At 54.8% G+C, this 25,630-nt stretch carries 21 protein-coding genes and 1 riboswitch; of the genes, 14 read left to right on the top strand and 7 right to left on the bottom strand.

From position 1 onward, the window contains the following. Positions 1-140: 140 nt before the first annotated feature. Both ACIP6T_RS11655 and ACIP6T_RS11650 read left to right on the top strand, forming a co-directional pair. Positions 141-1,178, top strand: a complete 1,038-nt coding sequence (locus tag ACIP6T_RS11655) for an AI-2E family transporter (RefSeq protein ID WP_400457949.1) — start codon at positions 141-143, stop codon at positions 1,176-1,178. 158 nt (positions 1,179-1,336) lie between these two features. Further along, on the top strand, positions 1,337-2,548 hold the full coding sequence (locus tag ACIP6T_RS11650; protein ID WP_400457242.1) for an MFS transporter: 1,212 nt from the start codon (positions 1,337-1,339) through the stop codon (positions 2,546-2,548). 19 nt (positions 2,549-2,567) lie between these two features. On the opposite strand, the gene ACIP6T_RS11645 is transcribed toward ACIP6T_RS11650, so the two are convergent. Beyond that, entirely contained in the window at positions 2,568-4,070 is a 1,503-nt protein-coding gene (locus ACIP6T_RS11645) for an MFS transporter (RefSeq protein WP_400457240.1), read from the bottom strand. 117 nt (positions 4,071-4,187) lie between these two features. On the opposite strand from ACIP6T_RS11645, the gene ACIP6T_RS11640 reads away from it, so the two are divergent. Next, complete coding sequence (locus ACIP6T_RS11640) at positions 4,188-5,192, top strand: helix-turn-helix domain-containing protein (protein WP_400457948.1); 1,005 nt, start codon at positions 4,188-4,190, stop codon at positions 5,190-5,192. 6 nt (positions 5,193-5,198) lie between these two features. Here ACIP6T_RS11640 and ACIP6T_RS11635 read toward each other — a convergent pair whose 3' ends face one another. Continuing rightward, on the bottom strand, positions 5,199-5,465 hold the full coding sequence (locus tag ACIP6T_RS11635; protein ID WP_097098273.1) for a DksA/TraR family C4-type zinc finger protein: 267 nt from the start codon (positions 5,463-5,465) through the stop codon (positions 5,199-5,201). 136 nt (positions 5,466-5,601) lie between these two features. Further along, positions 5,602-5,728: riboswitch (TPP riboswitch) on the top strand. A 99-nt stretch (positions 5,729-5,827) separates the two neighbouring features. On the opposite strand from ACIP6T_RS11635, the gene ACIP6T_RS11630 reads away from it, so the two are divergent. From ACIP6T_RS11630 to ACIP6T_RS11595, 8 genes are all read left to right on the top strand, one after another. Beyond that, a complete protein-coding gene (locus tag ACIP6T_RS11630) occupies positions 5,828-6,910 on the top strand; it encodes a long-chain fatty acid--CoA ligase (RefSeq protein WP_400457238.1) in 1,083 nt (360 codons plus the stop codon). Beyond that, a complete protein-coding gene (locus ACIP6T_RS11625; protein WP_400457236.1) occupies positions 6,907-8,355 on the top strand; it encodes an acyl-CoA reductase in 1,449 nt (482 codons plus the stop codon). The genes ACIP6T_RS11630 and ACIP6T_RS11625 overlap by 4 nt, the downstream gene beginning before the upstream one ends. A gap of 89 nt (positions 8,356-8,444) precedes the next feature. Beyond that, complete coding sequence (locus ACIP6T_RS11620; protein ID WP_400457234.1) at positions 8,445-9,212, top strand: 3-oxoacyl-ACP reductase; 768 nt, start codon at positions 8,445-8,447, stop codon at positions 9,210-9,212. Positions 9,213-9,547: 335 nt separating this feature from the next. Beyond that, positions 9,548-10,246: a hypothetical protein gene (locus tag ACIP6T_RS11615; RefSeq protein WP_400457232.1), complete on the top strand. Its 699-nt coding sequence runs from the start codon at positions 9,548-9,550 to the stop codon at positions 10,244-10,246. Between the two features lie 197 nt (positions 10,247-10,443). Beyond that, positions 10,444-10,923, top strand: a complete 480-nt coding sequence (locus ACIP6T_RS11610; protein ID WP_400457230.1) for an Hcp family type VI secretion system effector — start codon at positions 10,444-10,446, stop codon at positions 10,921-10,923. Between the two features lie 39 nt (positions 10,924-10,962). Further along, complete coding sequence (locus tag ACIP6T_RS11605) at positions 10,963-11,157, top strand: hypothetical protein (RefSeq protein ID WP_400457228.1); 195 nt, start codon at positions 10,963-10,965, stop codon at positions 11,155-11,157. Positions 11,158-11,178: 21 nt separating this feature from the next. Beyond that, entirely contained in the window at positions 11,179-12,177 is a 999-nt protein-coding gene (locus ACIP6T_RS11600) for a type IV toxin-antitoxin system AbiEi family antitoxin (protein ID WP_400457225.1), read from the top strand. Beyond that, positions 12,131-12,946 (top strand): nucleotidyl transferase AbiEii/AbiGii toxin family protein, encoded by an 816-nt coding sequence (locus ACIP6T_RS11595; RefSeq protein ID WP_400457223.1) that lies wholly within the window; start codon positions 12,131-12,133, stop codon positions 12,944-12,946. Before ACIP6T_RS11600 ends, ACIP6T_RS11595 begins: the two co-directional genes overlap by 47 nt. A 403-nt stretch (positions 12,947-13,349) precedes the next feature. Here ACIP6T_RS11595 and malG read toward each other — a convergent pair whose 3' ends face one another. From malG to malE, 3 genes are read right to left on the bottom strand one after another with little or no spacing between them, the layout of a single operon-like run. Beyond that, positions 13,350-14,240, bottom strand: coding sequence for a maltose ABC transporter permease MalG (malG, locus tag ACIP6T_RS11590; RefSeq protein ID WP_097098281.1), 891 nt, complete (start codon positions 14,238-14,240; stop codon positions 13,350-13,352). 9 nt (positions 14,241-14,249) lie between these two features. Continuing rightward, positions 14,250-15,770, bottom strand: coding sequence for a maltose ABC transporter permease MalF (malF, locus tag ACIP6T_RS11585; RefSeq protein ID WP_400457221.1), 1,521 nt, complete (start codon positions 15,768-15,770; stop codon positions 14,250-14,252). A gap of 60 nt (positions 15,771-15,830) precedes the next feature. Beyond that, complete coding sequence (gene malE, locus ACIP6T_RS11580; protein ID WP_141400280.1) at positions 15,831-17,021, bottom strand: maltose/maltodextrin ABC transporter substrate-binding protein MalE; 1,191 nt, start codon at positions 17,019-17,021, stop codon at positions 15,831-15,833. Between the two features lie 359 nt (positions 17,022-17,380). Here malE and malK point away from each other — a divergent pair, with 359 nt between their 5' ends. From malK to malM, 3 genes are all read left to right on the top strand, one after another. Next, positions 17,381-18,490: a maltose/maltodextrin ABC transporter ATP-binding protein MalK gene (gene malK, locus ACIP6T_RS11575; protein ID WP_345830211.1), complete on the top strand. Its 1,110-nt coding sequence runs from the start codon at positions 17,381-17,383 to the stop codon at positions 18,488-18,490. A 41-nt stretch (positions 18,491-18,531) separates the two neighbouring features. Continuing rightward, a complete protein-coding gene (locus tag ACIP6T_RS11570; RefSeq protein ID WP_097098285.1) occupies positions 18,532-19,833 on the top strand; it encodes a maltoporin in 1,302 nt (433 codons plus the stop codon). A 97-nt stretch (positions 19,834-19,930) separates the two neighbouring features. Beyond that, positions 19,931-20,854 carry a maltose operon protein MalM gene (gene malM / locus ACIP6T_RS11565; protein WP_400457217.1) on the top strand — a complete coding sequence of 308 codons (924 nt, stop codon included), beginning with the start codon at positions 19,931-19,933 and terminating at the stop codon, positions 20,852-20,854. Positions 20,855-21,147: 293 nt separating this feature from the next. Here the strand turns inward: malM and malQ are convergent, their stop codons facing one another. Together malQ and malP are read right to left on the bottom strand one after the other, a co-directional pair. Continuing rightward, positions 21,148-23,202, bottom strand: coding sequence for a 4-alpha-glucanotransferase (gene malQ, locus ACIP6T_RS11560; protein ID WP_400457215.1), 2,055 nt, complete (start codon positions 23,200-23,202; stop codon positions 21,148-21,150). Beyond that, on the bottom strand, positions 23,199-25,592 hold the full coding sequence (malP, locus tag ACIP6T_RS11555) for a maltodextrin phosphorylase (protein WP_400457213.1): 2,394 nt from the start codon (positions 25,590-25,592) through the stop codon (positions 23,199-23,201). Before malP ends, malQ begins: the two co-directional genes overlap by 4 nt. Between the last annotated feature and the right edge of the window lie 38 nt (positions 25,593-25,630).

The raw sequence follows: 25,630 nt of genomic DNA, 5'->3' as shown, positions 1-25,630 counted from the left end.
TAGCAGAGGATGACATCCAGGCCAGCAATCATCGGGTCTGGATGTCGGGAATATCATCGTTCTCCAGGACGTGTTAAAGAGGGTTCGGCGGATAGATTTTTCTCTATAATATCCGTGGTATTCGCTAAAGGACCTTGATGATGGGACTGAATGGATTTTCTTTTTGGCCGATGTTTTTGCGCGTGCTATTCATTCTTGCCACGCTGACCATTATTATCACCGGCATTTATCTCGCCTCCCCGCTAATTAGTCAGGTGTTACTCTCTCTTTTCCTGGCGATCATGCTTGATCCTCTCATTAATCAGCTCGAGCGAAAGCGCGTGCCACGCGTGGTCTCATCACTGCTGGTGATTGTTTTACTGCTGCTGGTGATTGTCTTGACCATCATCAAACTCACTGTTTTAACGCCCGATCTTATACAGCTGAGCCGCCAGGCGCCGCAGCTACTGGCCGATCGCTTCGAACCCATTACCCAGGCTTTTGGCCATTTGGGTATTGTCCTGACGCCCAACGATATGCTGGCCTTTATTGATGCCGGTGAAGTGGTGCGTTTTGTTACCGGGTTTCTCACGCAAATACCCAGCATCCTTTCCTGGTGGCTGATGGTATTTCTGATGCTGTTTTTTATGCTCTACGAAATGAAGAACGTAAAACTCGCGCTACATAAACGCGCCGCGGATAAATATCAGCCCTATTACATTGCGCTTGAACAGGGCATTCAAAGCGTGATCGTTTATGCGCAGGTCAAAACCCTCACCAGTATTCTCGGTGGCATTGTTGTCTGGGCTGGCGCGCACTTTCTCGGACTTAAATTCGCTTTCTTCTGGGGCGTACTGATGTTTGTGTTTAACTATATTCCGGTGCTGGGATCGTTTATGGCAGCGATCCCACCAGTTCTGCAAAGTTATATGCTGTTTGATATTCAAACCGCGGTGATAGTGGCGCTGTTCTTTGTCGCCCTGAATTTACTACTCAGTTCAGTCATTGAGCCGTTGTTGTTAGGCAAGCGTTTGAATATGGCGCTAACTACGCAACTACTGGCATTCCTTATCTGGCAATCGCTGCTCGGCATCATTGGCGCGATTTTGGCCATTCCGCTAACTTTTATGCTGAAAAAAATGTGGCTGGCGAGTTACGCTCAGCAACAGGTGAGTGAAGCCCGCAATAATGCAGAATAAAACCCTGGAGCTGCAGGCAGTTTGCACATTATTGTTGAATGCTAAAAAATTATTGATTACTTTAGCAGAGCCCTAACAAGGTCGTAAGCGTTTACGTTAGCCAACGCACATCCTCCTACTCCGAAATGGAGTATTTCTGGTGTGCAGGTAACGATTACATGTCTAAAATTTCTCTTCCGCTGATTTCATTTCCCCACCCACAAATTGCTGGCTTCATTCTCTTCTTCATTGCGGGCTTCGCTGACGGTCTTATGGTGCCTTTCTTTCCACTTTGGGCTCAGCATTCGGCGGCGATTCCCATTGGTCTAATCGGTTTTTTGTTTGGCTGCTATGCCGGCGGTGAACTGATCGCCGCTCCGTTTATTGGCGGCATTGCCGACCGCATTGGTCGTAGGCCGGTGCTAATTGGGTCGGCTAGCGGCATCGGCCTTGGTTTCATCGCCCTCTTTTTCACCCATGGCGTGGTAGAAACCGCCTGCGTGTTGGTTATCATCGGGATTTTTGAATCCGTACTTCATCCGACGATATACACGCTGATCGCTGATGTAACCCCAGAGACTGAGCATCGCAACCAATTCAGTAAAGCTCGCGTTTTCGCCTGCGCGGGGGGGATCGTGGGGCCGCTGCTGGGAGCGCTAATCGTGCAAAGCAACCTGGGTTACGTGTTTTTGGCCAGTGGCATTTCTATGCTTTGCGGTGGCGTGATGCTGGTTATTCTCTTGCCCGAAACCCGGCAGCAACTCGCAGACGAAGAGGCTGAAGAGGAGGAGGGCTTTAGTGCGTTAATGCCCGCTTTTCGCGATCGCCGACTTGCCGCATTATTGATTTGGGCGCTGCTGCTGGGTGTTGCTGGCAGCTGGGTCGAAGCCGTCATGCCGCTTTATGCCCATAATCAACTGGGGATCAGCAGCACCAATGTCGGGTTTCTCTTCACTTTGGGCGCGGTGCTTAACACACTTGGGCAGTTAACATTGACCAGAATGCTGGCTCTGCGTTCGCCGATGTTCATCATTCTCAGTGCTGGCGCGACGTTAATACTGGCCTTTGCCGTGCTTTTGATTTTCTCTCATCTCTTCTCCCTGATCGTGGCCGTCTGTTTCTACTCCCTTTCCCAAATGATGGTTGGACCGTTGATGCCCGCAGCAGTCAATCAACTGGCTCCGGTCCGGCTGCGGGCAACCTATATGGCCGCTCTATCCGTGGTCAGCGATCTGCGTGACTCCGTGGGGCCGGCGACGGGCACGGCGCTGTTTGCTGTGACGTTTACCCTGCCGTGGATGATCGGCATTCCAATCGTTGCAATGGCGGCATTAGGCCTGGGCATCTCTTTGTCATCGAATAATCGTTCCTCCTCACAGACGCCTGAATAGGAAGATTTCGGGCCATGTTCTAGCGGGTGCGCTTAACAGTGCACCCGACAAAGCCCTTATCGGCGATGGTACGCATGCGCTTCGATTTGCCGCTGAATAACCAATAACTCGCCAGCGCCAGGCCGCACACGCCGATCGCGCCATACGTTAGCACCGCTGAAAATCCCTCAATAAGCACCTGCTGCGCCACGTCATGAGCAAGCGCAACCTCGCCACCGCTGGCAATCTGTTCTGCCAGCGCGTGCGCATCGTTGAGGGTTGGTATGATGCGTTTCAAACTTGTCGCCACGCTGGCTACCAGCAAACTCCCCATTAAGGCGATATTGATTGCCAGCGTAATCAGCCGCGCGCTGATATCAATTCCTGATGCCATGCCCGCTCGGTTACCGGGCACTGAACCGGTGGTGGTGTTTGTCACCGGTGTATTGGTGAGCCCCAACGCCATGCCTGCCAGCAGCGCGCCGGGTAATATACTGGTGTGATATTCAGCGGCGAATTTCATCAATATGAAGCCCACGCCGATGCTCAACAAACCCAGCGGAATCAAGCGCGCCGCGCCAAAACGGACCACCAGTTTTTCACCAATCGGCGGCATCAGCAGCGTAGGCAAGGTATAGGCCAGCAGCGCCAGCCCGGTTGCCATGCTGCTGTAGCCCAGACCGCTCTGATAATAAACCGGCAGATAAATCATTAGCGGCCAGAAGCTAAAGTTCATGCCAATCGAGCCCATCAGCGCGCCAGAGAATGGGCGAATGCGAAACACGGTGAAATCAAACATCGGGTGAGGATGGCGCGTTTCAATCCACACAAACAGCAGCGCGCTGACCGCGGTGACCAGCATACAGAGCTGCACGATTGCGCTGCCCCAACCCAGGGAACGCCCTTGGGTGATAAGGTAGGTGATGCCCACTACGCTGAGAGATAGCGTCACCAGCCCAGCAAAATCGAGTTTTTTGGCTTCGCTATCTCGTGACTCCACCACGTTTTTCATCGCCAGAATCAGGGTGAGTAACGCGATAAAACCGTGTACCAAAAATACCCATTGCCAGCTGAACCAGGCCACCAGCATGCCGCCAATGATCGGCCCAAAACCCAGACCAAAGCCAAACGTCATCCCCCATGCCGCAAACGCGCGGCTGCGTGATTTTCCCTGTGGGAACTGGGATGAAAGGATGGCAATCAGGCACGTCAGCATGGCACCACCGCTTAAGCCTTGCAGCGCGCGTCCAATAATCAGCCAGCGTGCACTGTCGACCACGCCACACATCAGTGAGGTGAGGCCAAACGCCATGATACTGATGAGGAAAACACGCTTGCGTCCATAGGTGTCCGCCAGCGTGCCGGTGGCCATGAGCACTGCGGTGCAGGCGAGCGTATAGGCGTTCATGATCCACTGCAACTCGCGGAAACTGGCGTGCATTTCGCGCTCAAGCACCGGCAAAATTACCGGCACGCTGGATATTTCCAGACCAGACATTAAAGCGGCGAGACAAACCGCCATCAGCGCTAACATGTTCTTCATACGCAATCCCTGTAAAACGGTAAGTGAGTGCCAGCATGAAACAGTGACGTGATGATGGAAATTGCGCGCGATGCCATATATCGTCAAGATCATGCCAATATCGTGGATAGACCTTATATGCACATCACCTCAGCGCGCCGCGCCGATTCTCCTGCACCCATCAATCGCCGCCTGGTGCTTCTTGCGTATGAATGCCTTTGTACCTTCGAATTCGGTACGGCCGTTGAGGCTTTCGGTCGGGTAGACGAAGTTTTTGGCGCACCGTTATATGATTTGAGCGTAGCCTCAGTGGAAGAGGGCACCTTTGGCGCGCAGGGGGGAATTCGCCTGGTGGTGGATGGCGGGCTTGAACTGCTGGAAGCCGCGGGCACCATCGTTATTCCCGGTTGGCGCAGCGTGCATGAGCCTGCATCGCCCCGGCTGATTGCGGCGTTACAGCAAGCGCACTGCAAGGGGACGCGCATTGTTTCCATCTGTGCCGGAAGTTTTGTATTGGGAGCGGCCGGATTACTGGATGGAAAGCGTGCCACGGCCCACTGGAATAGCACCGATATTTTGGCGCAAAGGTTCCCGGCGGTTCACGTTGAGCATGGCATGATTTATGTCGATGAGGGCAACATCATCACTTCAGCGGGCGGTGCGGCGGGTGTCGATTTATGTCTGCACCTGATTCGAAGGGATTATGGTATTGAAGTCGCCAATCGTACCGCCCGCAGAATGGTGACGCCGCCGCTGCGTGAAGGCAATCAGGCGCAGTTGCTTCAGCAGCCGGTGCCGCAGCGTCAGGCAAAAACGCTCTCTCCGCTGCTGGATGATTTACGCGGCAATCTGAATACGCCGCTGGTTATTGAGCAGCTTGCCAGGCAAGCCGGTATGAGTCGACGCACGTTTTTGCGTCGCTTTCATGATGCCACCGGTACCACGCCCGGCGAGTGGATGTTGAGCGTTCGTCTGGAGAAAGCCTGCGCGCTGCTTGAGAGCGGCATGCTGAGTATTGAGCGGGTAGCCGAGCAGGCCGGTTTTGGATCGCCCGAAACGTTGCGCCATCACTTTCGGCAGCGGCTTAACACCACGCCGACTAAGTGGCGCAAGGCGTTTAGTGCACGGGTGGCAGTCGGGTGATGGGGATTACCTTAGCTGGCTATCTTTACTGCCGCGACGGTTGTAACCGCCGATCGCCGCCTGTTTTTTATCAATGTTACTCTGACAATTTACACAGTAACGCACGCCCTTTAACGCCGCACGGCGCGCTTCCGGGATGGGAGCGCCGCACTCATCGCAAAACTCGGCGCTTTCACCGTGTCCGAGATGACTGCGCGCCCGTGCCACTGCATCATCTACCGTGGCATCAATTTGTTTGTTTACTGCACCATCATCAGACCAACCGCCCGCCATATTTCACCTCTTACGCAAAGCCATGAACAAAGTATAAGGCAACATGCAATAAATGCCGGTCCAGCAACGATGCCGTGCAACATCAGCCGTCTTTTTACTCCTATTGACACATCATCAACCGCCATCCTAGACTGCGGCTTGTTCCAAGGGGTGCCCTGTTAGGGGGCTGAGATTCTACCGGCTGGTGTTTTTTACTGGCATCGTAGTGACCCTCCGAACCTGATCCGGCTAATACCGGCGTAGGGATGCGGAACCGCAGGGCTTGCACGCCCTGATTCCATCTTTGTGCTTTGTAGCGGACAGTTCGCGCTCTTCGGGTGATGCCGGGGAGTTTTAATGCAATCGCAAAGGTGGCTACGAACATGACCGAATCGGCAATAATCTCAACGTTGCTGGCTTTCCTCCAGCGCAGCGACAGCTCGGATGACGATTTCAACCAGCTGGCCCTCGAAATCTTCGCCTATCAATTCGCCCACAACCAACCCTATCGCCGCTTCGCCATCCAGCGCGGACGCACGCCGCTGACGATCAAACACTGGCGCAATATTCCGGCGATTCCGATTACCGCTTTCAAAGACTTTACCCTGAGCTGTGGCCCCATCGAAGCGATGCAGGCTGTTTTTATGACCAGTGGCACCACCGGTACAGTCAAAGGTCGCAGCTACCATCCAACGCTGGACGTTTGGCAATGTTCGATGATGCTGAATTTCCGCCAGCGCTTTATGGCAGGCGTCGATCGCATTCGTATGGGGATTCTGTTTCCGGATACCGTCGCGATGCCGAACTCCTCGCTGGCGACATACCTGGCGCTGGCGGTACAGGCCTTTGGTACACCCGCAAGTGAAGTGATGGTGGGTGAACACGGCCTCGACGTGGAACGCGTATTCGCCGCGCTTGAGCAGGCTGAAAACAGCGGTGAACCCTATGCGCTACTGGGTGCCAGCTACAGCTTTGTACCGCTGCTGGACGAAATGCAGCGCCAGCAGCGTCGTTTCTCCCTTCCCGCCGGCAGCCGTATTCTTGACACCGGCGGCTTCAAAGGCCAATCCCGCGAGATTGCCGCAGAGGCATTTTACACATCGCTTGCCAATGCCTTTGGCATTCCACGCGCGCAGTGCATCAACATGTACGGCATGACGGAAATCAGCACGCAATTTTATGACGAGGGCAATGAAATCTGCCCGCCGGTCAAATCCGGCCCGCACTGGATCCGCACGCGTGTGGTGAACCCATTAACCGGCGACGACATGCCCGATGGCGAAGTTGGCGTGCTGGTTCATCACGATCTGGCCCATTTCAATTCCGTTTCCGCTTTGCTGACGGAAGATGCGGGCATCATCGTGCCTGGTGGTTTTCACCTGCTTGGACGGGTAACCGGCGCGGATGCAAAGGGATGCTCACTGACCATGGAAGATTTTCTGGCTGCCGCGCAGGTGAATCCGTGAAAGAAGTGGCGGGGCATCTGCCGGGCTTATGCGCCAGCGAAGTGCAATGGCACACGCTGCGATTTGGTCAGGGTAGTGAGATCGTGGAAGTGGATGTTCCGGCGCTGGACGAAGCGCAAATCATCGCGCTGACTGCCCGCGTACGCGCCAATGCGCGCGCCTATCTGCATCAGCTGAGCGTGGCGCAGATCATCACCATTATTGATGAAGCGGTGGCGCGACTGCTGGATCGCACGCATCCCTTGCGCATCAAGGCCGAAAAGCTGCTGCCGATCGTGACGGGCTATGACGCAGACATGGTGCGCCTTGGCCTCACCGGTTATCTCAAGACATTTCGCCAGCCGCAGCTTAAGCGCTTTCTGGCGGAGGACTTCGCCCATCCGCAGATGCTGGATGATTTTCAGCCACGGCCCAAAGGCGGTTTTGCCCGTGCGTTTGGCCCGGAACTCCTGCTGCATATCTGGGCTGGCAATGTGCCGGGCTTACCGCTGTGGAGCCTGATTTGTGGTTTGCTGGTGAAGGCCGGCACCATTGGCAAATTACCCGGCAATGAACCGCTGATGGCGAGCTGGTTTGCGCAGCTGCTGGCCGAAATCGATCCTCAACTTGGCGCGTGTCTGGCGGTGGTTTGGTGGCAGGGCGGCAGCGCGGAAACTGAGCCGACCTGGTTACGGCAAGCGGATGTGGTGCTGGCCTATGGTGGCAACAACACGCTCGCCGCCATTCAGCAGCGTTTGCCTGTCACCACGCGTTTCCTGCCGCACGGCCATAAAATCAGCGTTGGGCTGGTAGCCGCCTCGGCGCTCAATACCCGTCAGGGCGCAGAACTGGCACGACGCGTGGCTTATGACGTGATGCGTTACGACCAGGCCGGCTGCTACTCGCCGCAGATGCTGTTTGTCGAGCGCGGAGGAGCGGTGTCATCGGACGAATTCGCCGCCTATATCGCGCATGAACTTGCCGCGTTGGCACGTAAACATCCGCGCCGTCCACTGGCTATTGAAGAGATGAACAGCCTCGCGGCATGGCGTAATGGCGAAGAGATGCGTGCGCTGGCGGATGGCCGAACGCTTTACGGCCATCCCACCGACGGCTGGGCGGTGGTGATCGTGGCACAAGCGGAAGCGCTGTTACCTTCCGCACTCGGACGCACGCTGAAAGTGGTCGCCGTTGATGCGCTGGAGGAGGCCATACAGGCGTTAGCGCAGCAGCGCCAGGTTCTCCAGACGGCAGGCGTGGCTGCAACGCCTGCCGAACTGTTTCGTCTTTCCGCTTTGCTGGGCCAGGCGGGTGTTACCCGCATTACGGCGTTCGGTGACATGACGTCGCCTGAAGCGGGCTGGCATCACGATGGCCGTTTTAGCCTGCTTGATCTGGTCACTATCACCGAGATCGAGCAGGGTGCCGAGGCGGCGGCTGAACGATTCGCGCCCTATGCAGACTGATATGCGTTTTGCAGGGCGCGCATTCATGCGCACCGGGCAGACACCTCTAAGATTTCGCTGCATCACATCCCATATTTCAGGAGCCTTTAATGAAATTCACTAACCGTACGGTGCTGGTTACCGGTGCAAGCCGGGGCATTGGCGCTGCCCTTGCCAAAGCCTTCGCCGCGGAAGGCGCTTTTGTGGTGGTCAATTATCTGCGCAATGCAGACGCCGCCGCTAGCGTGGTTGAGGCGTGCCGGTCGCTGGGCGGCGAGGCATTAGCCATCGCGGCAGATGTCACCTCTGAGCAGCAGGTCAACGCCATGATGGAGCAGATCGTCAGCGCCACCGGCTGCCTTGATGCCGTAATCAACAACGCCTTTGCCCCCTATGTGTTTGATACCGACCATCGCCAGCGTTTCTGGGAAACGCCGTGGTCAGCCTATCAGGCACAGTTCGATGGCTCGGTCAAAGCCGCCTATAACCTGTGCCAGGCGGCGCTGCCGCTGATGCGCGCACGGGTGCGCGGCAGCATCGTCAATATCGTCAGTGATCTGGTGGCGCGTCCTTCCGTGCCTTATCACGATTACATCACTGCGAAAGCGGGGCTGATCGGTTTTAGCCGCACGCTGGCCACAGAACTCGGCCCGCTGGGGATTCGCGTCAACTGCGTGGCTCCGGGATTGGTTTATCCCACCGATGCCAGCCAGGCAACGCGCGAAGAGGTGCGCGATTTCCTCACTGCACAAACCCCGCTGCGCCGCATCGCACGGCCGGAAGATATCACCGGACCGGTGCTGTTTCTGGCATCAGACTGGAGCGAGTTTGTCACCGGGCAGACGCTGTATGTGGATGGTGGATTGGTGATGAGCTGATGCGTGCGCATAAACCTATTTGCACGCGTCGTAGCGGCGCAATTTATTGCGCAATATGTGGATAGGTGCGGTGCTGTCAGCAATACGCGCGATAATCGCGCCGCAACTAATTGTGCTAATCAACGGTGAGTTAGCGCATTAAATTATAGATAATACGCTAACTGATCCACCTCAGAAATTTCCTTAGTTGAAAGAGTAAATCGCATTGCTAAGGGCGGTTTTCAGCGATGTTATTTTTATGAATAAGGATCACAACTGGCTAAAATTTAGCTTCACTGAATTTTATCATTTCCCTATAGTTTTTGTGGTTAACAGAATTAACGATAGGGATATTTATGTACCACAGTGATGCGGTCATACGGCAGCTTCAGGCGCAAAGGATTCTGGCAGAAAAACTCGACAATGCGGTTGCAGGCGTTATTGATGCAGTTTCGGATCAAGTCAGTAAGATCAATAAAGGGGCGACCCGGCTTTCATTTTATGCATCGTGTTTTACTGATGAATATTATGATGTTTGTAAAAAACAGGCGCTGGAAGATAATCGATTCCTGATGGGGGTAGCGCAGTTAGTAAAAGAGCGAAATATTGTTTTCTCACTGCTAAAAACATACTTAGATTATCAACTGCAAAACAGAAATTTCCGGCAGCTTGAAGTAATAAAAATGCATCTAATGCGGGCTAACATCCATATCGCTGCAAGTACACTCACTTCATCTTCATTTAGTCTGGGCGCGACTCTTGCGGTCGTAGCGGGACTCAACATTACGCTACCTGTTGGAAGAAACATTGGACAAGTCGTTGGGGTTATGGCCGGTGGCTTGGGAATTTATGGGGTAGTTCAGAATGCAGCAGATAGCGCGAAGCGCCTGCAGTTAATGCATCCGCCTTATTATCACGCATTATATGTCCGTGAGCTCGAAATGATGTATTTCCTTGTTGAAACTACGCTAATGCGTGCAGGTGCACTTAAAAACGAATGGCTTTCAGATTATGAGATCGCTGAAGTTTTAATGAAATTAATGGGAAAAGCATGAAGAGATTTTTAAAACAGTGGTTAATAACTGAAGGAAAGTTTTTGTTATGTATCTATGGCCCGGTTATAACTACTTTAATATTTGGAGTGTTGAAGGTAATTTATTATCCAGATAGTGGGATGTTGAGTGTGGGGATATTTTATCTATGCGCTCTGACATTTTTTGTTTATAAATTTCGTTAATTTAAAGGAATAAATATGTCAACTCCAGCACATCTCTGGTTAGAAGATGAAAGTGGTTCTCCGATTGTGGGTTCATGCATGATGCCGACCAGACTCGGTTCGATAGAGCTCAATTCGGTCATGCACAATATTACGATTCCGGTGGATTCGCATACGGGAAGGCTGACAGCCACACGGATTCATGCACCGATATCCATTCAAAAGGAGTTCGATAGAACAACGCCGGTGCTGTTTCGTGCATTATGTCAGGCCAGAACGCTGAAATCTGCCACTATCAAGATGTACCGAATTAACGAAGCGGGCATTGAAGTTGAATATTTTAATATTCTCCTGGATAACGTCAAAATCTCCAGCATCTCTCCGGCCCTGCTGCCAAACGGCCAGACCAGTACGCATCTGGAAAATATTGAGCTACGATATGAAACGATCACATGGAAATATGTCGACGGCAACATTGTATTCAAGGATGGATGGAATGAGAGAATGATCGCTTAATTTCGTTTGATGCTGTGCTTCTAAAGCCCAGGAAGCTGGTTGCAGCGCCTTACGCAGTTCTATGTGCTAACGGCGGCGGGTATCGCAGGAAAGATCAGAGGATTAGTAATTGGGCATGTGGTGGTGGCGCTGCCATATGTGGTGCGCGCCCTCAGCGTCAGTGGTGTGGGTGGTAAAGGGGACGTTGTATTTTTTTATCTTTGTTCATATAATTATTTTGTTCATGAATCATGAACGAAACGAAAGCGTGAACAAATGAAGATGGAACAACTGATTTCTGATGCAACCCGCTGCCTGCCGACCGGAATTCGTCTGGAGTACGACCTCGCTCCACACGTCTTGTCTTTAGTTGGCTCGGCCACACTCTTTGCTCCGCATGATGAAAGTATAAACTTCACCCTTGAGGTTAAGCATATCCATCGTATGGATACGCTTAAGCGGGTGAAGGCTCATATCGAAAGCTTGCAGCGAGAACGTCCAGTACTGCTTATCTGCAATCAGCTCACTCAGTCACTTGCTGCGTACTGTATGCAAAATGACATTAATTTCATCGACACCGCCGGCAATGCAAGCATTCAGTTACCAGGATTTTTTATGCTGATTGAAGGCAAACAGGAAAAAAAATCCGTTACCTCAGGCGGAAGATTCCCTGTAGGAGTCATGAAACTGCTGTTTATCTTGCTGTCAGACCCCAGCGTTATCGACCAACCCTACCGTGCACTGGCTGAAATGGCGGGCATCTCTTTGGGTATGGTAAGCAAAGCCTTCGAATATCTTGAGCATCAACGTTATTTTCGCAAGACCAAAAATGGCAGGCGGCTCATCGGCGTAGATGAGCTCTGTGCAATGTGGATAGATGACTATCCTCGCTCGTTAAAGCCCAAACTTGATCAGCTGAAGCTGGCTATGCCGGAGAAACCAGAACACCTTACTTTGACTGACGATGAAATTGCAGGAGGAGAGTTGGCTGCCGCAAACCTCAGCAACGGCTATTTGGTCCCCACCTCAGCAATTGTTTACACCCCACATCCGTTGCTGCAGCGTCGTAAAGAACTCGCGCTAAAACCTTCTAGTGAAGGGGATTTTCAGCTTATTGCCGGTTTCTGGGGAAGTTATCATCTGACTTCACGCGCGCGAGCGATGTTATGCCTGGCTGATCTGCTGGATAGCGGTGATGACAGGAGGAGGGAAGTCGCGAGGATCATAAATGAAAAATATCTTAACCTTAATGAAGCCACTCTTTTCAGTTACTGAAGCATTGCTGCGTAGTATTAATAAAATCTGTGCTGAGCAAAGTGTTGCCTATTTCATTGCGGGTGCCACTGCGCGAGAAATCCTCATCCATAACGTATATGGAAGAAGCATTGGCCGTCGAACACGAGATGTCGATTTTGCCGTATTTGTGGCGGGCTGGGATAGATTTGACGCATTGAAGCAGGCTTTCAATGACGCCGGTGCACAATCGATTAACGGGAATGCCCACCGCATGGTTATGAATGGTATCGAGCTAGATATTATTCCATTTGGTGGTATTTCAGAGGCCAATCAAATTGCCTGGCCACCCGACCGTACGATAATTATGTCTGTCGATGGCTTTGAAGAAGCCTTCGGTGAATCGATATTGGTGGAGCTATCTGATGGAGAGCTTATTCAATTCTGCTCGTTACCCGGCCTTGCTTTGCTAAAGCTGTTTGCGTGGCGCGATCGCGGTGCTGAAAATGGTAAAGACGCAGCGGATCTGTACAAAATCCTCAGCGAATATGGCCTGATAGAAGATGATCGTATTTATGAACTTCCGGTCAGAGGTGAGGAACTGGAGTGGGATGTTATCCGCATGGGAGCGTATTTACTTGGTGCAGATATCGCAGCGATCAGTGGTGCTGAATCACAGTCAGAACTGCAAAGATTGGATAAAGAAAAAATAATCGATGCAATAGTGCGTCAGTCAAATAGCGAATCAGCAGAGAAGATTGAGCAAATACTCGATGATTTCTGGGCGGGCGCTGTGATGAAAATAAGTTAATTTTACAATTTATTTTATAGATGATGATTGTGTTAATTTAATCATCGAACAATGATTAAGTTTGGGAGCAGGTCAAGTCATATGTAATTAAAGCATCCTTTACTAAGTCCTTAAGTTATTAAAGACAGTTTTAATAAGGTGAGGTGTAACTAAAAAACACTTTAACAGCAACTGTGCTAAGTAATAGAAGTTTTAATGAAGCGTGAGTCAGGAAAGTTATTCGTTACTCGAAGCTACGAAGAGCCGGTTAATGCGTTTGTACCAGCGCCACTACCACCTACATCTATGAACGTTATGTAGCTATTTTGCGTAACGATCGATACACCCCAAGAAAAAAAGCGGCCCTGAGGCCGCCAAAACCCTCAATTGCAGTGAACATTGAGGAAGGAGGATAATAATCGGGTTAGCCTTTCACGCCACCGGCCGTCAGGCCGCTAACCAGCCAGCGTTGTGCCAGTAAGAACACCAGCGTAATCGGAATCGCAGACAACACCGCCGCAGCGGCAAAGTCGCCCCACAGATAGTTTTGCGGGTTGAGATATTGCTGCATGCCGACCGCCAGCGTGTAGCTGTTCACATCGCGCAGCAGCAGCGACGCAACCGGCACTTCCGTTACAGCGGCGATAAACGCCAGAATAAACACCACCGCCAGAATCGGTACCGACAGCGGCAGCAGCACCAGTCGGAATGCCTGCCACGGCGTGGCACCATCCAGCGCGGCGGCTTCTTCCAGCGAGCCATCGATGGTTTCGAAATAACCTTTAATAGTCCAGACGTGCAGGGCAATGCCGCCAAGGTAGGCAAAGATCACGCCGCCATGGGTGTTGAGGCCGATAAACGGCAGATATTGTCCCAGGCGATCAAACAGCGCATAGAGCGCCACCAGCGACAGCACGGCGGGGAACATCTGGAAAATCAGCATGCCTTTTAACAAGGTGGCGCGTCCGGCAAAGCGCATGCGCGCAAATGCGTAGGCGCAGGTGGTGGAGAGCGCCACAATGCCAATGGCGCTGATGGCGGCGATCTTCACCGAGTTCCACAGCCACAGCAGCACCGGGAACGGCGGTGGCGTCACGCGGCCGTCGGCGTGCTCCACGCTGAAGCCTAGCGCTAGCTGCCAGTGTTCCCAGGAAATCTGATCCGGAATCAGCGAGCCGGTAGCGAAGTTACCGGCGCGCAGTGAGATGGCGAAGACCATCAGCAGCGGAAACAGAATTCCCGCAATAAACATCAGCAGCAGCAGATGCGTCATCAACAGACGCAGCTTTTGCGACTTGGGTTGTACCATAGCCATAACGCCTCCTTAATCGAATTTCATCCGCACGGCTTTCAGATTGATCACCGCCAGCACGCCCACCAGCAGGAAGATCAGCGTGGCAATCGCTGCCGCCAGGCCAAAGTCCTGCCCGCCGCCGCCTTCAAACGCGATACGCCAGGTGTAATTCACCAGTAAATCGGTATAGCCGGCCGGCGTGGTGGTGCCGATACGATCTGGCCCGCCGTTGGTCAGCAGCTGCACCAGCACAAAGTTATTAAAGTTAAAGGCAAAACTGGCGATCATCAGCGGCATCAGCGGCTTCAATAGCAGCGGCAGGGTAATCAGGAAGAAATTCTGCATCGGCCCGGCGCCGTCCATTGCCGACGCTTCATAGAGATCGTCCGGAATCGCTTTCAGCAATCCCATACACAGAATCATCATGTAGGGATAACCGAGCCAGGTGTTCACAATCACCAGCATGGTGCGCGCCAGCGTCGGATCGCTGAACCAGGCGGGCTGAAAACCAAACAGCGCCTTTAGCATCACGTTGATTTCACCGAAGCTCTGGTTGAACAGCCCTTTAAAGATCAGGATCGAGATAAACGCCGGCACGGCATACGGCAAAATCAACATCACGCGATACACCGCCTTGCCTTTCAGCGCTTCCCACTGCACCAAACAGGCTAATACCATACCGACCGCCACGGTCAGGATCACGGTGATGAATGAGAACAGCAGCGTCCAGCCAAAAATGGCCAGAAACGGCTTCTGAATCCCTTCATCAGTAAACACACGGATGAAGTTTTTCCAGCCGCTGTTCACCGTGAAGCCCGGACTGAGCGCTTCGCCGCTGGCGTTCTGATAGAAGCCGGTATCACGATTGGCCTGATACAGCGCACCGCTCTGCTGGTTTTTCAGATCGCCGTTGGCTTGCAGCACAAACAGCGGACGCGTGCCAGAGAACTGGCGCAGCGAGCTCATCACCACGCGACGACCATCCGGCAGTTCAGCCTGAATCTGGTTCAGCGCCTGGCGATTGCTGGTGACGATGCGCAGCGTGGCACGTTCACCGGCAGGCGGCGGGGCGCTGGTGAGTTTCAGCTGTTGCGCGCCGCCAAAGGCAAATGCGGGGGAAACGAAGGTTTGCCCGTTGGAGGCTTCCGTCAGCACCAACTGCCAACGATCGCCCGCCGGAAACAGCGAGAAATTGAGCGCCGAGCCATCCTGATACTGTCGGCTCAGCAACACCTGTTGCGCCCGCTCCAGCGTCAGCTGGTTGGTGCTGCTGTAGTTAGTGAAAGCAATCGCAACGGTGCAGGCGAGGGGAAACAGCACGAACAGCGCCATGCCCGCCAGCCCGGGATAGACATAGCGCCAGGCGTAAGTGCGACGATTTGCATAAATCCAGATGCCGACGGCGCTGATAATCAGCGTCACCAGCGCAAACAGATATTCACCTTTTGCATACATCAGCACGAGCAGATAGCCGACCAGCAGACAGCAGATACCGAGAAAAAGAGCCTTCAGCACGGCGCCGTAGCGTGCTGTTTTCGGTTTTCCTGACATGATGCGGTTTTCCTTAACAGCCAGTAACGAGCCGGAGCGATCCGGCTCTGGTAGAGAGGATTACTTGTTGAGACGCGCCTGCGCATCTTTCAGTGCCGCGTCCACGCTTTGACGACCGCTAAGCGCATTTAGCGTGGCGGTGCGCATGGCGTACCAGAAGGCGGCCATCTGCGGAATGTTTGGCATGATGTCGCCGTTACGCGCGTTATTCATGGTGGCGGCAATGCGTTCATCCTTCTCCAGCGTCTGCTGGAAAGATTTCAGCGCCACTGCGCCTAACGGCTTGTCTTTGTTGACGGCGTCGAGGCCAGCATCGGTCAGCAGGTAGTTTTCCAGAAACTCTTTCGCCAGCTCTTTGTTCGGGCTGGCGGCATTGATACCCGCACTCAGCACGCCGACAAAGGTTTTCGAGGGTTTGCCATTGAGCGTAGGCAGCAGCGTAACGCCGTAGTTGATCTTGCTCTTATCGATGTTGCTCCACGCCCATGGCCCGTTAATGGTCATGGCGGTTTGCCCCTTGTTGAAGGCGGCTTCGGCGATGGAGTAATCGGTGTCGGCATTCAGCGTTTTCGCCTTCACCTGATCGACAAGGAAGGTCATGCCCGCTTTAGCGCCGGCATTATCGACACCGGTATCCTTCACGTCGTAGCGGCCATCGTTAAGCTTAAAGGCATAGGCGCCACCGGCTGCCAGCAGTGGCCAGGTGAAGTACGGCTCTTGCAGGTTGAACATCATGGCGCTCTTGCCTTGCGCGCGCATTTTTTTGTCTAGCGCAGCGATCTCTTCCCAGCTTTTTGGCGGCTCAGGCAGCAGATCCTTGTTGTAAATCAGCGATAACGACTCGACTGAAATCGGATAACCGATCAGTTTGCCGTTGAAGCGCACCGCATCCCAGGTGAACGGGAAAATCTTCTGCTGGAAAGTGGCGTCCGGTGAGATCTCCGCTAACAAGCCTGACTGCGCGTAACCGCCGAAACGGTCGTGCGCCCAGAAGATGATGTCCGGTCCGTCGCCGGTGGCGGCAACCTGCGGATACTTCTCTTCCATTTTGTCCGGATGCTCAACCGTGACCTTAATGCCGGTCTCCTGCTCAAATTTTTTACCCACTTCAGCCAGGCCGTTATAGCCCTTATCGCCGTTGATCCAGATGACCAGCTTTCCCTCTTCAATTTTGGCAACGGCGGAGGCTGAAAACAGCACGGCCGTCAGGGCGGAAAGGGCAAGAATGCGTGCACCGGTTTTCATTGTCATAACTCCATCCTGTTAGCGGAAACGGAAATCGTTTTACCCACCACATTGTGCGTATCTGTCTCGGCTTCTCATCCTCCCCAGCTCTACGCCTGCCGCTCATTCACTGTGATCTGCGTTACAAAACCGCCCCCTTATCACGGGTTGGCGCACAAAATTACCGCGCAGCTCTGCGTTATCGATCACAAAAATCATCGCCTTCCGCGCTTTAACGCCTGACTCCTCGCGTTCTCCTCCTCCCGTCTCCTCCCCCACGCGGATGCGCTGCGGTGGAGGATGTCGGGCGTAACGTCCTTGCCCATAGTGGTCGCCGGGGTCTGTCCGCCAACCTGCGGACAAGAGTGAGCTGAGAGGAAATGATCATGTCGAGCGTTACGTTACGCGGCGTCTCCAAAGTGTGGGGTGATACCGAGGTGTCGAAAAACATCAGCCTGGAAATAGCTGAAGGGGAGTTCGTGGTGTTTGTCGGTCCTTCAGGCTGCGGAAAATCGACGCTGCTGCGCATGATTGCCGGTCTCGAAACCATCACCAGCGGCGATCTGTTTATTGGTGACCAACGCATGAACGAAGTGCCGCCTGCGGAGCGCGGCATCGGCATGGTGTTCCAGTCTTACGCGCTGTACCCGCATCTTTCGGTGGCAGAGAACATGTCATTTGGCCTGAAGTTGGCCGGAACGCGTAAAGCGGAAATCCAGCAGCGGGTCAACCAGGTCGCGGAGGTGCTGCAGCTGGCGCATCTGCTGGATCGCCGTCCTAAAGCGCTCTCCGGCGGGCAGCGTCAGCGCGTAGCGATTGGTCGTACGCTGGTGGCAGAACCCCGCGTGTTTTTACTGGATGAGCCACTCTCTAACCTCGACGCGGCACTGCGCGTGCAGATGCGAATTGAGATCTCTCGCCTGCATAAGCGCCTGAATCGCACCATGATTTACGTCACCCACGATCAGACCGAAGCGATGACGCTGGCCGACAAAATCGTGGTGCTGGATGCCGGACGCGTTGCCCAGGTCGGCAAGCCGCTCGAGCTTTATCACTATCCCGCCAATCGTTTCGTCGCCGGCTTTATCGGTTCGCCACGCATGAATTTCTTACCGGTAAAAGTGACCGCCACCGCGATCGATCAGGTTCAGGTGCGCTTACCCAACACGCAGCTGGTGTGGCTGCCGGTCGATAGCGCCGACGTTCAGGTGGGCAGCAACATGTCGTTAGGCATCCGGCCCGAGCATCTGCTCTCCAGCGATATTGCCGACGTCACCCTCGAAGGCGAGGTGATGGTCGTCGAGCAGTTGGGTCACGAAACGCAAATTCACATCCAAATTCCCGCTATTCGTCAAAGCCTGGTTTACCGCCAGGAGGACGTCGTGCTGGTAGAAGAGGGCGCCCTGATGGGCATCGGCCTGCCGCCGGAGCGTTGCCATCTTTTCCGTGAAGATGGCAGCGCCTGTCGCAGGCTACATCAGGAGCCCGGTGTTTAGCCCTGCAAAACAATAAAAGCAATGACCTCAGGAGATAGAAAATGTTAACTCTGCGCAAACTCCCTCTCGCGGTTGCTATCGCGGCGGGCACGCTCTCTGCCCCGTCAATGGCAGTCGATTTTACCGGCTATGCTCGTTCGGGCATCGGCTGGACCGGCAGCGGCGGGGAACAGCAATGTTTTCAGGCCACCGGTGCTCAAAGTAAATACCGTTTGGGTAACGAATGTGAAACCTACGCTGAACTGAAACTGGGCCAGGAAGTGTGGAAAGAGGGCGATAAGAGCTTCTATTTCGATACCAACGTCGCCTATTCCGTCTCACAACAGAATGACTGGGAAGCGACGTCCCCGGCATTTCGTGAAGCCAACGTGAAAGGTAAAAACCTGATTGACGCCCTGCCGGGATCCACCATCTGGGCCGGTAAGCGTTTCTATCAGCGCCATGACGTCCACATGATCGACTTCTACTACTGGGATATCTCCGGCCCGGGTGCCGGTCTGGAAGATGTTGACCTCGGCTTCGGTAAACTTTCGTTCGCCGCCACGCGCTCCTCAGAAGCCGGCGGTTCTTACACCTTCTCCAGCGATCGGATCCGTGATTACGCCACCAGCACTGCGAACGACGTGTTCGATGTACGTCTGGCGGGCATTGAGACCAACCCGGACGGCGTGCTGGAGCTGGGCGTCGATTACGGCCGCGCCAACGCGCGTGATGGCTATCGTCTGGAAGATAACGCCTCCAAAGATGGTTGGATGTTCACTGCCGAACATACCCAAAGCATGATGAAGGGCTACAACAAATTCGTACTGCAGTACGCCACCGATGCGTTGACCTCGCAGGGCAAAGGGTTGCCGCAGGGCACCAATATCAACAACAGCGGCAGCATGTACCGCGTGCTCGATCACGGCGCGATCAACCTCGCCGAACGCTGGGATCTGATGTATGTGGCCATGTACCAGAACACCGATCTTGATAACAACCGCGGTACCGAGTGGTACACCGTGGGCGTGCGCCCAATGTACAAATGGACGCCAATCATGAGCACCTTGCTGGAAGTGGGCTACGACAACGTGAAGTCGCAGCAGGTGAGCGAGCGCAACGGCCAATACAAAGTGACACTGGCGCAACAGTGGCAGGCGGGCGACAGCATCTGGTCGCGTCCGGCATTGCGTCTGTTCGCCACTTACGCCAAGTGGGATGAGAAGTGGGGTTACAGCAAAGACAGCGCCGGCGACTTGACCTCATTTGCATCTAACGACAGCAGCGGCAACGGCATTTTAACCAACAGCCGTGGCAACAACGATGAGTGGACGTTCGGGGCGCAGATGGAGATTTGGTGGTAATGCTCCCGCTGATGTCCTGACTGAGACCATCTCTTTTCGGCGCGGCGCGCCATTGCCTGGTTCGCGCCGCTGCCTGACAGCTTTTTGAGGTATCACAATGAGAATGAAAAAAACGGTTTTTGCGCTCTGCCTGAGCGCGGCGCTGCTGGCTGGCCAGAGTTTACCGGCCTTCGCCGAAGTGAATCTGGTGCCGCAGGATCTCTCAGCCGCGCCAACGATTCCTGCCGCCAGCCTGCAAACGTTAAGCTGGCTGCCGGTGGATACGTCCCGCACCCAGGCCACCACGCTGACGGAAAAGGGAACGAATTTGAATGCCGCAGGCGTAACGGGAGCGGTGGCTGCCTATAGCCTGCCGGCTAACATCGGTGAACTCACCATCACGCTAAGCAGTGAAGTGCAGCAGAATCGGGTATTTGCGCCGAATGTGCTGGTTCTGGATGAGAATATGCGCCCTGCGGCCTGGTTCCCGGCACGCTTCTTCACCTATCAGCAACCGGGCGTAATGGCCGCCGATCGGCTGGAAGGGGTGATGAAGCTGACCCCTGCGCTCGGGCAGCAAAAGATATATCTGCTGGTGTTCACCACTGATAAGGATTTGACCGAAACCACTACGTTACTGGATCCGGCTAAGGCGTACGCCAAAGGCACCGGCAATGCGATACCGGATATTCCCGATCCTATTGCGCGCCACAGCCGTGAAGGCACGTTGAAGCTGAAAGTAAAAACCAGTTCAGGTTCATCCATTTTGGTCGGGCCGTTGTTTGGTTCATCTGGCCCCGCGCCGGTAACGGTGGGAAATACCCAGCCGGTTGCGCCTGCGGTGTATCACGCAGCACCTGCACCGGACGCCAAACGTGAACCGATCATGACCGATACCGAAGGCTATTTTAATCAGAACATTCGTCAGGCGGTCGATCAGGGCAATATCGATAAAGCGTTGAAGCTGCTGGATGAGGCCGAGCGTTTGGGCTCAACCTCGGCGAGGAAAGTTTTTATCAGCAGTGTTAAAGGCAAGGGGTAAAGCGCCCCGACAGTGTTGATTTGTTCCATCTGGTGCGCTTCGGCGCACCTTTTTTATGCCAGGTGCGCATTAATGCGCACCCTACGAAACCGTGCATCAGGAAACCCTGGCGTGGAAATGCATGCGCCACGGATCCTGTAGGGTCGTCATTGATGGCGACCCGGTGCGCATCAATACGCGCCCTACAAAACCGTGCATCAGGAAACCGTGGCGTGGAAATGCATGCGCCGCGAATCCTGTAGGGTCGTCATTGATGGCGACCAGGTGCGCATTAATGCGCACCCTACAACATTTCAAACCAGCTTTCGCCGCCGATCGATATCCGCCAGCAAGGCGTTAATCTGCGGGTTGGCGAACATCTCCTCCAGCGAGGCGCTCAGCTTGCGTCGCCAGTTCGGATAGTGCGTGGTGGTGCCGGGAATATTCACCGGGGCTGCCATATCCAGCCAGTCCTCGGGTTGCAATCCCAGCAGCGCGCTGCGGCTGTCAGCCAGATAGCGATGCAGCGCCGCGCTTAATGCCTGATTCATTATCGGTGTGTCAACCCGATCTAACAGATAGCCGCTGCGTTGCAAAGTCTTGAACAATGCTTGCGTGGCCGCTAAGCGCGCTTTGTGAAGCCCAGCCAGAATCTGCTTATCCGGATACAACCCAAGCTCACTCCCGAGGCGCAAATCGTCACTTTGCCACCAGCCGCGCAGCGTCGGCATATCGTGCGTGGTTGCCACCGCCATCGCCTGACGTGGCCAGTGAGAAGGGGGGCGAAACGCCGTTTTTGACGTCTGTTCAAAGTAGAGCACTTTGTAGGAGTAAACGCCCGCCTGCTGCAGTTTGCCGATAATCTTTTCCGGTACCGTGCCCAAATCCTCGCCGATAACCATGCACCGATGGCGCTGGCTTTCCAGCGCGAGAATGGCGAGCAAATCGTCGATAGGATAATGAACGTAAGCGCCATCTGCGGCGGTCTCTCCCAGCGGGATCCACCACAGTCGTAGCAGCGCCATCACGTGATCGATACGCAGTGCGCCACAGTCGCGCATATTGGCGCGCAGTAGTGCAATCCACGGCTCGTAAGCGCGGGCCTGCATGATTTGCGGATCCATCGGTGGCAGTCCCCAGTTCTGTCCCAGCGGGCCGAGAATATCCGGTGGCGCGCCGACGCTGGCCTGCAAGCAGTACAGCTCGCGATCGCTCCAGGTTTCTGCGCCACCCTGTGCCACGCCAACCGCCAGATCGCGGTATAAACCAATCGGCATCTGGTGTTTTTGACAAACAGCCCAGCAGGCAGCGAACTGGCTGGCGGCCAGCCATTGCAGCCACAGATAGAAGCGCACCTCGTAGGTATGCTCGATACGAAATGCCCGTACCGCCGGGCTATCAGGTGATTGCAAGGCGGCAGGCCAGGTTGTCCAGTCGTAGCGTTGAGGATCCTCGGCGATTTGTGCGGCGTGCAGCGCATCAAAAACGCCCTGATGCAGCAAACTTTCTCCGCCTTCTGCGATAAAAGCAGCAAAAGCGTTTACCTGCTTATCGTCAGCATCGCGCTTTCTGAAGTGCTGCCAGGCAAGGCGCAGCGCTTCCAGCTTAAGGTGGGTAACGGCCGAATAATCGACCCACTCAGCATCACGCGCCGCCTGCAAAGCCTGCTGTGTCGCAGGCGAATGCCACCAGCGCTGCGCCTCTTCACTCTGCTTAAAGTCCTCTACGGCGGCGACGTCGATATACAGCATATTGAGCCAGCGACGCGACGACGGGCTATAAGGGCTGGCACTCTCCGGCAGTGCCGGGAACAGCGCGTGCAAAGGATTAAGGCCAACGCAGGCCGCGCCGCGCTGGGCAACCTCTGCCAGCATCTGCTGGAGATCGCCGAAGTCGCCGATGCCCCAGTTGGTGGCAGAGCGCAGGGTATACAGCTGAATACACGCACCCCACAACGATTTTCCCTGCGTGATGGCCGGCGGCTCATAGCAGCGAACGGGTGCGACGATAATACTGCAGTGCAACGGCTGCGGCTGCGCGTGCACAGTCAGTTGGTGATAGCCCAACGGCAGCGACGGCAAGGCGATCGGCTGGTTGGCTACGCATTGGCCGCTCCAGCTTTCGCCCTGTTCACTTACCAGTTGCCAGGTCGCACTTACGTCAGACGCGGGCAGCACAATTTCAGCCGATTGCGCGTGCACGATCCAGACCGGCGGCAGCGGCGAGGATCTCTGCCGGCGAGGATGCATAGCCGCCAGCAGGCGCTGGCGGGTAACGGCGGAGACGGATTGCAAACGACCATGCGCGTCGATGTAATCGCTGGCGATGGCAGACTCGATTTCAAATGCTGGTGTCATGGTGCTGCTCATCGCGCGGCCTGCCAGATGCGTTGCTGATAGTCTCGTATTGCGCGGTCGGAGCTGAACATACCGCAGCGCGCGGTGTTGAGGATGGCGGCGCGCGTCCAGCCATGTTGATCGGCCCACAAAGCCTCTGCCTGCGCCTGGGCGTTCAGGTAGTGGCGAAAATCGGCCAGCACCACATAGGGATCGCCGCCCGCAGTGCTAAGACTTTGCAATAAGGGGGCGAAGGCGCTGGCGTCGCCGTCGCTAAAGGTGCCATCTTCTAACGCCTTGAGCACCTTATCGAGCTGCGGATCTTTTTTCCGCCAGGCATCAGGCGCGTATCCATCGGCCTTCAGCGCGCGGACCTGATCCACGGTATGCCCGAAGATAAAGATATTTTCACTGCCAACCTGCTCGGCGATCTCCACATTAGCGCCGTCCAGCGTGCCGATGGTTAACGCCCCGTTGAGCGCCAGCTTCATGTTGCCGGTGCCGGAAGCCTCTTTGCCTGCCGTGGAAATCTGCTCGGATAAATCCGCCGCCGGAATCAGTCGTTCCGCCACCGACACATTGTAATCCGGAATAAACACGACTTTTAGGCGGTCGCCAATGCGCGGATCGTTGTTGATAGTGGCCGCCACTTTGTTAATGGCGTAGATGATATTTTTCGCCAGTACATATCCCGGTGCGGCTTTCGCGCCAAACAGCACCACGCGCGGCGCCAGATTGGCCTGCGGGTCGCTTACTAAGGTTTGCCACAGGGCAATGATGTGCAGCAGCGCAAGATGCTGACGTTTATATTCGTGCAGGCGTTTGATTTGCACATCAAACATCGCCTCGGGATTCACCACCACGCCGGTGCGTTCTGCAATCCAGGCCGTGAGTGCCAGTTTATTTTGCTGCTTAATCGCGCGGTATTGCGCCTGGAATGCGGCATGATCGGCGTACACCTCTAGCGCCTCAAGCTTGCTCAGATCGGTTAACCACGGCTGGTCGAGCGTTTGGCTAATCAGCGCGGCAAGCGCGGGATTGCACTGATTGATCCAGCGGCGTGGGGTGATGCCATTGGTGACGTTATGAAATTTCTCTGGCCACAGCGCGTGGTATTCGGGGAAGAGATCGTTGACCACCAGCTGTGAGTGCAGCGCGGCCACGCCGTTCACCGCAAAACCGCTGGTGACGCAGAGATTAGCCATGCGTAGCTGATTATTGTGCACCAGCGCCAGCTTCGTCCAGATCGCATCCTCACCAGGCCAGCGCGCGTTAACTTGCTTCTTCAACTGTGCGTTTAAGGTGTTGATAATCATCATATGGCGCGGCAGCAGGGCGCGCACCATGCGCACGTCCCAACACTCCAGCGCTTCAGGCATTAAGGTGTGGTTGGTGTAGGCAAAAGTGTGCTGCGTAATCTGCCACGCGTTTTCCCAGCTCAGTTGATGCTCGTCCAGCAGCAGGCGCATCAGCTCCGGAATCGCCAGGGTCGGATGGGTATCGTTAAGCTGAATCACCTCATAATCTGGCAAAGATTCAATAGGGCGTCCGGCGCGATGATGACGGCGCAAGATGTCCGCCAGCGAGCAGGCACACTGGAAATATTGTTGCATCAGGCGCAGTTTTTTGCCGCTGTCGTGGTTGTCGTTGGGGTAGAGCACTTTCGTCAGTTTTTCAGCGTCAATGCCGCGCTGCTCGGCCCGCAGAAAATCGCCGTTATTGAAGCGTTGCAGATCAAACGGTTGCGCCTGTTTCGCCTGCCACAGGCGCAGAGGCTGCGTCACGCCGTTTTGGTAACCCACAACCGGCAGATCCCAGGCTTCCCCCAATATCTGCATCGCGGGTTCCCAATGTGGAACACCGTTCTGCGTGATGACTTTTCCGCCCAGCCTAACCTCTACCGTGAGCGCCGCATTGTGGTTAAACCAGGGATAGCGGTCGCGCTGCCAGTTATCCGGTTGCTCCTGCTGGGCGCCATCAACAAAATGCTGGCGGAACAGTCCGTACTGGTAATTAAGGCCGTAGCCGGTAGCCGACTGTCCCACCGTCGCCATTGAATCCAGAAAACAGGCCGCGAGACGCCCCAGGCCTCCGTTGCCCAACGCCGGATCGATTTCACGCTCTTCCACGTCACTCAGTGAGATATCCCACTCGGCTAACGCTGCATTGACGTCGTCATACCAGCCAAGGTTCAGCAGATTGTTGCCGGTCAGGCGGCCCAGCAAAAATTCCATAGAGATGTAATTCACATGACGCTGTGAGGTGGCCGGTGGCGCTGCGGGCCTGTCGGCCAGCATATCGGCCAGTGCACCGCTGAGCGCCTGCCACCACTGATCCGGCGTCATCTCTTTTGCATCCTGCAGACCAAATCGTTGCCACTGGCGGGTCAGCGCGTGTTTAAAACGGGTGCGATCAAATTTCATAACCAGGTTATCCAGTATGAGAGGAAGTGCCTGCCATT

It is taken from the genome of Pantoea sp. NPDC088449 (genome assembly GCF_044753225.1).
Classification (GTDB): Bacteria; Pseudomonadota; Gammaproteobacteria; order Enterobacterales; family Enterobacteriaceae; genus Pantoea; species Pantoea floridensis.
Note: the sequence above shows the minus strand (reverse complement) of the source record. Positions and strands in the feature narration are given on the sequence as shown.